The organism is Sphaerisporangium viridialbum (assembly GCF_049674955.1).
Taxonomy (GTDB): domain Bacteria; phylum Actinomycetota; class Actinomycetes; order Streptosporangiales; family Streptosporangiaceae; genus Sphaerisporangium; species Sphaerisporangium viridialbum.
The window spans coordinates 9,378,732-9,390,035 of record NZ_CP187232.1; the positions used below are offsets into that span (position 1 = coordinate 9,378,732).

The window sequence follows — 11,304 nt, forward strand, 5'->3', positions numbered from 1 at the left end:
CCTTCGATCTTGATGTCGCAATCACGAAGGATCACGCGATGGCCGTCTTCATTTCACGACGCCACGCTGACTACCAGCGGAAACTCTTACACCACACCCGTGGACGCAACCCGCCGGCGCACGGCTACGCCGTCGACTTCCTCACCCCGCGCTCGGAGGCGGGCTCGATGACGGCGGGGGTCGAGGCCCTGCGCGGCACCACTCATGAGCGACTGCTCCGCGATCTGTCGGAGCTGTCGCTGCGGCATCCGGGCAGGCGGCTGCCCGGATGGGTCGACGGCCTGGCCAGGGGCGACCTGGAGACGCTGGGCGCCGTCGCCGACGCGGCCGCCGCCTACTTCCAGGCGTGCCTGTCCCCTTACTGGTCACGCATCCGGGCGCAGGTCGCCCAGGAACGGGCACGCCGTACGCGCATGCTCTCCGACGGCGGCTGGGACGCGGTGTTCTCCACCCTGCACCCGTCGGCGCGGTGGAGCTTCCCGACGCTGGAGCTGTCGTATCCGGCCGACCACGACATCCATCTGAACGGCAGGGGCCTGGTGCTGCAGCCCTCGTTCTTCTGCCGGCAGACCCCCATCACCCTGCGCGACCCCGAGCTGCCTCCGGTGCTGGTCTATCCGATCGAGCACGACCCGACCTGGGCGCACGGCCAGGCTCCCGACCAGCACCCGACCCTGGCGAGCCTGCTCGGTCCCACCCGGGCCCAGGTCCTGGAGACCATCGCCGACGGTGACTGCACGACGGGCGAGCTCGCGCGGCGGCTCGACATTCCCGGCTCGACCGCGAGCCGCCAGGCCACCACGCTGCGCGAGGCCGGCCTCGTGTACAGCCAGCGCCTCGGCCAGTCGGTGATCCACACCATCACGGAGCTGGGCACCGCCCTGCTGGACGGCCGCAGACCCGGCCTGATCGCCTGAAGGCCGGTTGTGATCACCGGGGCTCTGGTGGGAGGCCCGCTGATCGTGCCCGGCCGTTCGGCGAGGCAGCGTCTGGAGAGCCTCGCGCTGGTCGTGCCGGTCGCCCTGGCGGGATTCGGCGGCTACATGATCGGCATGATGGGATGGGTCCCCGCTCAGCGGGGACTGAGCGGGTAGGTCCGACCGTCGAAAGAGCGCTGTGAAACTTACCGACGAACTGGTCGCGCTGCTGCGCGGGCCGAGCATCTGCTATATCGCCACCTCGATGGCCGACGGTTCTCCGCAGGTGACCCAGACGTGGGTCGACACCGACGGCGAGCACGTGCTCATCAACAGCGTCCAGAGCCACGTGAAGACGAGGAACATCGAGCGCGATCCGCGCGTGGCGGTCGCCGTCTCCGACCCGGACGATCCCTCCCGCTACTTCCAGGTGCGCGGGCGGGTGCTCGAGGTCACGACCGAGGGCGCCGTCGACCACATCGAGATGCTCGCCAAGAAGTACCTCGGCACGCCGTACCCCTGGTACGGAGGCCGCGACCAGGTACGCGTGATCTTCGTCATCGAACCCGAGAAGATCAGCGGCATGAGATAGCGCGCCTGTTTCCGGGACCGCTGGTCAAGTCACCGCCTCGAAATGCGGCCGAATGTCGTACGCGACCGGCAAAGCATTTAAAACCCATTAGATCAGGCTATTAATCGCAAAAGGCGGCGGGTGCCCGAGAAAGCAAGTAGTAGTCGAGCAGACCCCTCGGAAACGACCGGAACGGCGGCGCGGACAGTTATTCGCGCCGCCGTCTTACCGTTTCCTGACCTCGGCGATGCCGTGGCCGGCAGTGAAAAGCGACCCCTTAATGCGATGATCTCGGTAGGTCGAGAGGCCTGTGCACGAGATGCCCCATGAATCCACGGGATCTCCGGTGGATTCAGCCGGGAGCTCAAGAAGGGAATTCGAGGATTCATGAAGATCCGCATAGCGTTTGTCGCCACGGCCGTCACGGCCGGGCTGTCGTTCTCTGGATCGGCCGCGTCGGCTGACGCGGCGCACTTCGCATCGGCCGGCTCGGCGGCGCGGTCCGCGGTCGCCGCCACTTCGACGGATTCCGCCTCGCGGCTCACGTGCTCGCGACTCGGATGCGGCGACGTGACGTGTCCGCCCGGCTACGTCTGCGTGTACTCGCCCAAGCAGTGCTTCGCGGCGCCGTGCCCGCAGTACGACTGCGTCCCGGCCAACAACGGCGTCCCCGGGGGCTGGCCGTACGACATCAACTCCTGGCCGTACTCGGTGCCGTGGGACTCCTACGGGTGGTACAAGAACTACCTGATCACCCCATACCCGCGTTCGTACCCGTATCCGCGGCCTTACCCGTACCCGCACCCGCGTCCCTATCCGGGCCCGCACCCCTACCCGGGCCCGCGTCCCGGACCCCATCCCCTTCCGCGCCCCGTGCCGCCCCACGGCGGGCCTCGCCCCGTGCACCAGGAGCCCATCCAGCCGCTGCAGGGCGGCCAGGCGCCGGCGTTCCCAGGTCAGGGACCCGGACTCGGCGGGCAGCCCCCGTCGTTCCCAGGTCAGGGACCCGGACTCGGTGGACAGCCCCCGGCGTTCCCGGGGCAGGGACCCGGACTCGGCGGGCAGCCCCCGGCGTTCCCGGGGCAGCCACCGGCGTTCCCGGGTCAGGCGCCCGGACTCGGCGGCCATGCACCGAACGTCAACCCGGGTGCCGGTGCCACGCCGGGTGGACCGCGATAACCCAGTAGGTGATCGAGTGATCTCGGCGCCGGTACGGCTGGCCATCGGCCGGCCGTGCCGGCGCCGGTGTTTCCCGGTACCGAAGGGCCGCTTCTTGGGACCGAAGGGCCGCCTTCCCCCGATGAATCCGCAGGGCCCGTGAATCGGAAAGCCCGGCACAGAAGCGACTGGCACGCGAAAAGGCGACGCAACCACGGGCCGAAGTCCGGGAAGCGCCGCCTTTGTCGTTATGACGCGAGTCAGAGGCCGAGGCCAAGACCCAGGCCAAGGCCCAGGCCAAGGCCGCGACCGCCGCCGGAGCCCACGCCGATCCCGTAGCCGCCGCCGGAGCCGTACCCAGCGCCGTAGCCGTAGCCACCGCCGTAGCCGCCGCCGTAACCGACGCCGACGCCGTAGCCGCCGCCGTAACCGCCGCCGTAACCGACGCCGAGGCCATAGCCGTAGCCACCGCCGAGGCCATAGCCGTAGCCACCGCCGAGGCCGTAGCCGCAGCCGCCACCGACGACCGTGGGAACGACGGTGGGGACGACCGTGGGGCCGCAGGGGCAGCAGTCGGCCTTGGCGCTCTTGGAGATCTTCGCTGGCTTGGCCGCGTCGGCGGAGGCCATGGCGGCAGGAGCGATGACGGCCATGCCGGCGCATGCCGAAATGACCAGAAGACGGCGAATCATGTGTGACTTCTCCCTGTACGAATCATCGCCCCGGACGTCCATTAACAGACCTCCCGTTCAGCGATGATTACTGAATGTGACCGCTCAGAGAGTACCCAATGGCTGAACACGTATAAGGGCGGAGAACAGTCAGACGGCGGCAATGATTAAGGGTCGACGATCAAATGAACCTGAGTTAACCGCAATGTCGATCCGTACGTTTTACACCGGATCCGTACCCGCCTTTTTGCCCGATTCCCGGGTCGTGGACCCACGCGCCGGATGACCTGAGCGGGCAGGATGTCATCGGGGCCGGCAGGAGGCCACGACCGCACGGGCGGCTTTGCCTGGCAGCGCCATAAAACCCCAATGCCGCGACACCGCCGATGAACACCGCGATATCCGCGAATAAGAGCCATAAGGCAAGAACGTCGCCTCCAGGACGTCCCGGCGGTCCGGCGAACGGCCACGCTGACGCGACTTTGACCCCACCTCCGATCAGTCACAGAGAGTAACAATGATCGTTTTGGGTAGTTGATCATTAATTTCCGTAGTCAGCCGACTGTCTCTCAGCAGGACAGCCGACCAGCGAGAGGGCCACGATGAGAATCCGTTCCACCTCGAATGTGCCCAGTGGCATGAGACGGCTTGCGGGCGTCCTGCTGGTACTCAGCCCGCTGATGGCCATCGGCCCGCCCGCGCAGGCGACCCCGGCGCGGCAGCCGGTGAAGGTCACCTGGGCACCCGCCACCAGCGCCATCCCGGGGCAGTACATCGTCAGGTTCAAGCCCGGTGCCAGGACGTCCGACGTCACTCTCCCCGCCGGCGTGCACCCGCTCTACGTGTACCAGAAGGTCGTCGACGGCTTCGCGGCGCGGCTGACGCCCGCCCAGCTCAGCGAGCTGCGCGCCCGTCCCGCTGTCAGCGCGATCGAGGAGGACGCGATCGCCACCGCCCTCGACCCGCCGGTCCGGCAGGCGGGCACCGTGCGGCGCGTCCCCCCGACGGCGCCCACGACCTCATGGGGACTCGACCGCATCGACCAGCGCCGCCTCCCGCTCAACCGGACCTTCACCGTCGCGCACACCGGCGCGGGAGTGACCGCGTACATCATCGACACCGGCCTCGACAGGTCCAACAGCGAGTTCACCGGCCGCGTCGTCACCGGCTACAGCAGTGTCGGCGACGGCAACGGCACCAGCGACTGCGTGGGCCACGGCACCATGGTGGCCGGCATCGTCGGCGGCACGACCTGGGGGGTGGCGCGGGGCGTGAAGATCTCCCCGGTGCGCGTCCTGGGTTGCGACGGCACCGGCGCCTACTCCGGGATCATCGCGGGGTTCGACTGGGTGGCGCGCAACGCCGTCAAGCCGGCGGTGGCGAACGCCTCGCTCGGCGGGCCCCGATCGGACGCGGCCAACGCCGCGGCCGGCGCGCTGGCCGACGCGGGAGTGTCGGTGAGCGTCGCCGCCGGCAACAACTCGGGCGACGCGTGCAACATCTCCCCCGCGAGCGCGCCCAAGGTGCTGACCGTCGGGGCGTCCACCAGCGGCGACACGCTCGCCTCGTACAGCAACATCGGATCCTGCGTCGACGTGATCGCCCCCGGCTCCGACATCGTCTCGGCCAAGCGCGGCGGCGGCAGCACCTCGGGCAGCGGCACCTCCTTCGCCTCGCCCTTCGCCACCGGGGTCAACGCACTGTTCAAGCAGGCCTACGGCGACTACAAGTCGGCCGCCGTCCTTCAGTGGATCGTCGACTCCGCCACCCCCTCCGTCCTGACCAGGGTTCCGTCCACCACCAAGAACAGGCTGCTCTACACGGCGGGGCTCTGACGGTACGCACCGTTTCGCGGGGTTTGGCATTGACCGAGGTCACGGAGGACGTTTGCCGGCGGCCGAGGGTTCGGTGCTAGGTCCGGAGGCCGCCGCGGGGCACGCTGGAAATGCTCAACGTCTCATGATCGGGGATGTAGATGGAACGTCGTCCAGTGCGCACCGCCTGCTTCAGCGTGTTCCTCGGCGCGGCCCTCGGGCTCGGCGCCCCGGCGGCGTTCGCCGGCTCGGCCGCCGAGCCGCCGCCGGGCGCCGCCGCGTCCGGCGCGCAGACCGCCGAGGGGCTGGTGCTGACGGTGAGCCCCGGCTCGGCCGCCTGGCCGCCGTCCCGCGTCGTGGTGCTGCAGTGCTCGCCGGCCGGGGGGACGCACCCGAAGGCCCAGGAGGCCTGCAAAACCCTGCGAGGCGTGGGCGGTGACATCACCAAGCTGAAGGCCTCGGCCGGGGCGGCGTGCCCGTTCAGCTACGACCCGGTGACCGTGGCGTCGGTGGGCATCTGGGGCGGGCATTCCGTCTCGTCGCTGCACACCTATGGCAACGCGTGCGAGCTGCGTAACACGCTCGGGGCCGTGGGCAGCTTCTGAGCCCGCGACGGCGAGGGGCCCGGTGAACACCGGGCCCCTCGCCGTTCGCCGGGACGCGGTACGGCCGGGACCGGATCAGGCCGTGGACAGCAGGTCCGCGGCGAGCGAGAAGAACGCGCGCGCCGCCGGCGACTCCGGCCCGTCGTGCCGGTGGACGAGCGCGACCGTACGGCGCCCTTTGACCCTCGCCGGCGAGCTGTCGGTACGCCCGCCCTCGGGGGAAAGCGCCCTTTACGTGCACGCGGTCCAGGCGGACGGCCACGAGGTGTGGACCAGCCCGCTGTTCTTCACCTCGGCTCGGTGACGAATCGGCTCCGGTGTTAACCGCCGCCCGGCCGTCCGGATCTGTGTGACGCGCCCCACAGAACGCGCGGACATGTTTATCCGCATAGTGCCGGGCACGTTCCCCGGCGTTCAGGGTGCCATCGCACGTTCCGATTTCCGGCCCCAAGCAGAGGGGGTAACACCGATGGAAGCACGACAGCCGTCGTCCACACTGCGAGACATCGCGAGCGGTAAGCGCTCGTCCGAGCCTCTGGCCTCGCGCAACGAGATCCGCGAACTGGCGTCCGGATGGGGCCCTGGGGATCCCACCCAGCGGAAGTGGCCGTACAAGGGCTAGCGCCCGAGCCCGAGGGCGTTCGCGGGCGTATCGCAGCAGGTCGGGGGCTCGAGAGGGGCGCGGTTCAGGTCTTCGTTCCTGCCGGGCGAGGATGAAATATGCGGCTTGCAGGTACTCCGGTAATTGGGTCGGTTCTCGGGCGGGCGTCCGCCGTCCGAATCCCCGGCGGCGAAGGGAAGCCCGGCGTCCCGTCGTACCAGACATATCAGTAAAGAACTGCAGGTGATATCGAGAAACATGCCGTGCGGCCAGGCGCGCGGGACCGCCCGGAGAACACCGGTAATTTGCGTTTACTGGGGTCCGTTCCCCTGCCGCGCAGGTGACGGCGGTACACCACAGCCCGGCTGGTAGGAAATTGCCGGAATAGGTGTCCGAGATGGCAGATGTCGCCTTTTTCATGACTTGTGGTGTTAACCGGGGAGTCATGAGTCTTGGCGAGGCTACGAGCGTCCCTCACCCCTGATCGCCTAGGGAGCTCCCGTGTCGCACCTCGACCGACGATCGTTCCTCGTGACCGGGCTGGCCGCGGGCGCGGTCGCCACCATCCCCGCGACCGCCGCCCTCGCCGAGCCCGACCCCGCCGCGGAGACCGCGCAGAGCCTGGCAGCAAGGGGCCTGCGCGCCGACCCGTTCACGCTCGGCGTCGCCTCGGGCGATCCCGACCCCGGCGGCTTCGTCATCTGGACCCGCCTGGCCCCGCAGCCGCTGGCCGAGGACGGCATGGGCGGCATGCCCTCGCGCTCGTTCCCCGTGCTGTGGCAGGTGTACTCCGACGCCCAGTGCCGCCGCGTGGTGCGCGCGGGCGTGGCGGTGGCCGCGCCCGAGTGGGGTCACAGCGTCCACGTGGAGGTCGAGGGCCTGTCCAACGACCGCGAGTACTGGTACCGCTTCCGCGTCGGACCGTACGTCTCGCCGGCCGGCCGGGCCAGGACCGCGCCGCACCCGCTGGCGTACGGCGGGGCGCTCGCCATGGCGTTCGTCTCCTGCGCCCAGTACGAGCACGGCTACTTCACCTCGTACCGGCGCCTGGCCGAGGACCGCCCTGACCTCGTGCTGCACCTGGGCGACTACCAGTACGAGTACACCAAGAACACCTACACCATCCCCGGCGGCAACGTCCGCGACCATGAGGGCCCCGAGACCGAGACGCTGGCCAACTACCGGCAGCGGCACGCGCAGTACAAGGCCGACCCGGACCTGCAGGCCGCGCACGCCGCCGCGCCGTGGCTGGTCGTCTGGGACGACCACGAGGTCGACAACAACTGGGCCGACGAGGTGCCGGAGAAGCCCGAGCCCAACTTCCTCGCCCGCCGCGAGGCCGCCTTCCGCGCGTACTACGAGAACATGCCGCTGCGCCGCACCTCCATACCGCGCGGCATCGACATGCAGCTCTACCGGCGCATCCGGTGGGGGCGCATGGCCACCTTCCATATGCTCGACACCCGGCAGTACCGCGACGACCAGGGCTGCGGCGACGGCTACCGCGACTGCCCGGCGGCCGTGGACCCGGCCCGCTCGATCACCGGTGCCGCGCAGGAGGAGTGGCTGCTGAACGGCTTCCGCGCCTCCCGCGCCCAGTGGGACATCATCGGCCAGCAGGTCTTCTTCGCCCAGCGTGACAACAACGCCGGGCCCGCCAAGGTGACCAGCCAGGACGCCTGGGACGGCTACGTCGCCTCCCGCCAGCGGATCACCCAGGGATGGGTGGACGCGAAGGTGCGCAACCCCGTCGTGCTCACCGGCGACGTGCACGCGCACTGGGCCAGCGACCTGAAGCTCGACTACGACGACCCGACCGGCCCCTCGGTCGGCTCCGAGCTGGTCGCCACCTCGATCACCACCGGCGGCGACGGCGCGGACTCCGACCCGGCCACGCACCCGTACCTCGCCATCAACCCGCACCTGAAGTTCTACAACAACCAGCGGGGCTACGTGATGACGAAGATCGAGCGCGACCTCATGACCTCCGACTTCCGCGTGGTGCCGCATGTCCAGGAGCCCGGGTCCGAGGTGCACACCAAGGCGACCTTCGTCATCGAGGACCGGGCGCCCGGCGTGCGGCAGACCTACCTGCGCCCGCTCGACCCCTCGCTCCGGGTGGCCCGCCCGATCACCGTCGAGGAGACCGTGGAGCTGGAGACCAAGCGCCCCTGACCCGCGCGAGAAGAACGCACATGGAAGAAGCTGGGCGGCCACGGGTGGTTCCGTGGGCGCCCAGCTCCGGTTTTGCGGGGTTGGGGGGTCAGTCGATGGTGGCCAGGACGGGGTGGTCGTCTTTGGCGGGGTGGTGGGTGGGGGTGTGGTCGTGGTGGGTGTGGTCGGTGGTGGCGGGCCGGCTCGGCTGCTGGTCGGCGGTCTGGTCTGTGTGGTCGGTGTGGGGGGTCTGGTCGGTGTGGTCGGTTTGGGGGGTGGTGGTGGGTTGGTGGCTGTTGCGCAGGATGGTGGCGGAGATGAGGGCCAGGAGGATGAAGATGGTGGCGCCGACGGCGGCGACGGTGTTGAGGCCGGTGGTGAAGGCGGTGCGGGCGGTGGTGATGAGGTCGGTGGCGGTGGTGCCGGTGAGGTGGTGGGCGGTGGTGAGGGCGGCGGTGATGGATTCGGTTGCGGTGTGGGCGGCGGTGGTGGGCAGGCCGGTGGGCAGGTGGGTGGTGAGGTCGGTGCGGTAGATGAGGGTGGCCAGGCTGCCCAGGGAGGCGATGCCCATGGCGATGCCGAATTCGCCGCTGGTCTGGCTGATGGAGGCGGCTGAGCCTGCTTTGTGGGGGGGTACGGAGGCCATGATGAGGTTCATGGTGAGGGACATGGGGAAGGCGATGCCCAGGGAGGCGAGGATGAGGCCGGTGACCAGGTAGGGCAGGCCGCCGGTGGGGGCGAGTTGGGTGTGGATGAGTAGTCCGGTGGCGGCCAGGAGCAGGCCGGCGGTGATGACGTAGGCGGGGCGGATGGTGCGGGCCAGGGCGGGGGCGGCCATGGAGCCGATGACCATGGCGATGTTCTGGGGCAGGAGCCACAGGCCGGCGTTCATGGGGCTGAGGTCTTGGACGGTTTGCAGGTAGAGGCTGGACAGCAGGCTGGCGCCGGCCATGACGATGCCGGCCATCAGGCCGATGCCCATGGCGGCGCTGAAGGAGCGGTTGGCGAACAGGCGCAGGTCGAGCAGGGGGTTGGTGAGGGTGCGCTGGCGCAGGGTGAAGATGATGCCCAGGGTGATGCCGGCGGCCAGGGCGGCCAGGGGGGTGGGGTGGATGCCGGTGCGGGCGAGTTCTTTGAGGCCGTAGATGGCGGGCAGGATCGCGCCGAGGGACAGGGCGACGCTGGCCAGATCGAGGCGTCCGGCGTTTGGGTCGCGGTATTCGGGGAGCAGGCGGGGGCCGACGATGAGCAGCAGGATCATGACCGGGACGCCGAGCAGGAAGGCCGAGCCCCACCAGAAGTGCTCCAGGAGCAGGCCGCCGACCAGGGGGCCCAGGGTCATGCCGCCCATGAAGCAGGCGAACCAGACGCCGATGGCCGAGCCCATTTGCTTGGGGTCTTTGAACATGTTGCGGATCAGGGCCATGGTGGAGGGCATCAGGGTGGCGCCGGCGATGCCGAGCAGGGCGCGGGAGGCGATGAGCATCTGCGGGTTGACCGAGTAGGCGGCCAGGATGGAGGCCACGCCGAACGCGGCGGCGCCGGTGAGCAGGAGTTTGCGGCGGCCGATCCGGTCGCCCAGGGTGCCCATGGTGACCAGGAACCCGGCCAGCATGAACGAGTAGATGTCCAGGATCCATAGTTGCTGGGTGGAGTCGGCGCCCAGTCCGGCGCTCAGGTGTGGCAGGGCCAGGTAGAGCACGCTGATGTCCAGCGACAGCAGCAGGGTGGGCAGGGCCAGCACCGCCAGCCCGATCCATTCACGCCGACCGGCCCGTGAACCCGGGCCGGTCTCGAGGTTCGCATTCATCGCACATTCCTTCGTGATCGGTGGTCCGCGACACAGCGGGTCGTGACGCAGGCGGACTGCGCCCTGCCCTGGTATCCGGCCGGGCGGGTGGACGGGCGGCTCCGTGGCGCCGCCGTCCTCCCTGGCCGTCGAACTTCGCTGATGATCCGCACGCTGTTCTCCGCGCCGTGGAACCGCCGCCGCTGCCGGCCTCCGGTCCGCGTCACTTCGAACATGTGAATACCGTCTCACCGACAATCTTTTTTGTCAAGAAGGTTTTTATGTTCGGCGGACGGCCGTCCCGGACCGCGATCCAGGTGGACGAACCCGGTGGCCATCGGGGCCGCTGATGAGGCTTGCTGGGATCGGCCCTTTCCCCGGACTCGCGCATCGCGTGAACTGAGAGCGTTCGGCCGGCGCAGCTCGCGTCGCTGTCATCGTTGGGGGGACGTTGTGGTCCCGAGCCTCAAGGGCCTGGATATGACCGCGCACGCAGGCGGTCTGAACGGTCAGGCGCCGCGCTGCACCCATTTCGCCATGACTCCTTCCGCGGAGCCCGGCTCGCCGGAATGCGCGGAGTGCCTGGACCTCGGCCTGGGTTGGGAGGGGCTTCTGGCCTGCCTGACCTGCGGCTGGGTCGCCTGTTCCGATTCCTCGCCGGGCTGCCACGCCCGGGCTCACTACGAAGAGAGCGATCACCCGGTGGCCGTCGCGCTCGGCGCGGAACCGCCGTGGCGGTGGTGCTACGTCCACGGACGCGCCGTGTGAACCAGAGCGAACGGCCATGACAAAAGAGGACTGATGATCATTTCTGACCGAGCGGTCGAGCGCTACGGCGGCGCGCCCCCGTTCCCGAACGCGGGGGCGGAGAACGAGGAGCCACCAGCGCCCTTCAGGTCGGGCTGACAGGAGCGATCGCCGGGCCCCGCACGAGGACGGCCCCCGGCGCCAGGCTCACCTCCATCCGTCACACACGCTGGCGATGGACGTCTTCACCGCGTGAGGCCCGCATCCGCACCGGATC

12 protein-coding genes are annotated in these 11,304 nt (G+C 69.5%); 10 read left to right on the plus strand and 2 right to left on the minus strand.

Annotated elements, in window-relative coordinates:
• The first annotated feature begins 38 nt into the window (after nt 1–38).
• The 4 genes from ACOZ38_RS42190 (at nt 39) to ACOZ38_RS42205 (ending at nt 2,667) form a co-directional block, all read left to right on the plus strand.
• The gene (locus tag ACOZ38_RS42190; RefSeq protein WP_424536449.1) at nt 39–917 is read left to right on the plus strand and encodes an ArsR/SmtB family transcription factor; all 879 of its coding nucleotides are present in this window, start codon (nt 39–41) and stop codon (nt 915–917) included.
• Between the two features lie 9 nt (nt 918–926).
• Entirely contained in the window at nt 927–1,094 is a 168-nt protein-coding gene (locus ACOZ38_RS42195; RefSeq protein ID WP_424536450.1) for a hypothetical protein, read from the plus strand.
• Nucleotides 1,095–1,116: 22 nt separating this feature from the next.
• The gene (locus ACOZ38_RS42200) at nt 1,117–1,509 is read left to right on the plus strand and encodes a PPOX class F420-dependent oxidoreductase (protein ID WP_424536451.1); all 393 of its coding nucleotides are present in this window, start codon (nt 1,117–1,119) and stop codon (nt 1,507–1,509) included.
• Between the two features lie 366 nt (nt 1,510–1,875).
• Nucleotides 1,876–2,667 (plus strand): hypothetical protein, encoded by a 792-nt coding sequence (locus tag ACOZ38_RS42205; RefSeq protein WP_424536452.1) that lies wholly within the window; start codon nt 1,876–1,878, stop codon nt 2,665–2,667.
• 239 nt (nt 2,668–2,906) lie between these two features.
• Here ACOZ38_RS42205 and ACOZ38_RS42210 read toward each other — a convergent pair whose 3' ends face one another.
• Entirely contained in the window at nt 2,907–3,338 is a 432-nt protein-coding gene (locus ACOZ38_RS42210; RefSeq protein WP_424536453.1) for a hypothetical protein, read from the minus strand.
• 617 nt (nt 3,339–3,955) lie between these two features.
• Between ACOZ38_RS42210 and ACOZ38_RS42215 the strand changes: the two genes are divergently transcribed.
• The 5 genes from ACOZ38_RS42215 (at nt 3,956) to ACOZ38_RS42235 (ending at nt 8,512) form a co-directional block, all read left to right on the plus strand.
• Complete coding sequence (locus tag ACOZ38_RS42215) at nt 3,956–5,152, plus strand: S8 family peptidase (RefSeq protein WP_424536454.1); 1,197 nt, start codon at nt 3,956–3,958, stop codon at nt 5,150–5,152.
• 140 nt (nt 5,153–5,292) lie between these two features.
• Complete coding sequence (locus ACOZ38_RS42220) at nt 5,293–5,736, plus strand: SSI family serine proteinase inhibitor (RefSeq protein ID WP_424536455.1); 444 nt, start codon at nt 5,293–5,295, stop codon at nt 5,734–5,736.
• A gap of 22 nt (nt 5,737–5,758) precedes the next feature.
• Nucleotides 5,759–6,040, plus strand: a complete 282-nt coding sequence (locus ACOZ38_RS42225; protein ID WP_424536456.1) for a hypothetical protein — start codon at nt 5,759–5,761, stop codon at nt 6,038–6,040.
• Between the two features lie 165 nt (nt 6,041–6,205).
• Nucleotides 6,206–6,358 carry a hypothetical protein gene (locus ACOZ38_RS42230; protein WP_424536457.1) on the plus strand — a complete coding sequence of 51 codons (153 nt, stop codon included), beginning with the start codon at nt 6,206–6,208 and terminating at the stop codon, nt 6,356–6,358.
• A 480-nt stretch (nt 6,359–6,838) separates the two neighbouring features.
• A complete protein-coding gene (locus ACOZ38_RS42235) occupies nt 6,839–8,512 on the plus strand; it encodes an alkaline phosphatase D family protein (protein ID WP_424536458.1) in 1,674 nt (557 codons plus the stop codon).
• Between the two features lie 88 nt (nt 8,513–8,600).
• On the opposite strand, the gene ACOZ38_RS42240 is transcribed toward ACOZ38_RS42235, so the two are convergent.
• The gene (locus ACOZ38_RS42240) at nt 8,601–10,301 is read right to left on the minus strand and encodes an MFS transporter (RefSeq protein ID WP_424536459.1); all 1,701 of its coding nucleotides are present in this window, start codon (nt 10,299–10,301) and stop codon (nt 8,601–8,603) included.
• Between the two features lie 516 nt (nt 10,302–10,817).
• Between ACOZ38_RS42240 and ACOZ38_RS42245 the strand changes: the two genes are divergently transcribed.
• On the plus strand, nt 10,818–11,048 hold the full coding sequence (locus ACOZ38_RS42245; protein ID WP_424536460.1) for a UBP-type zinc finger domain-containing protein: 231 nt from the start codon (nt 10,818–10,820) through the stop codon (nt 11,046–11,048).
• Nucleotides 11,049–11,304 lie beyond the last annotated feature (256 nt).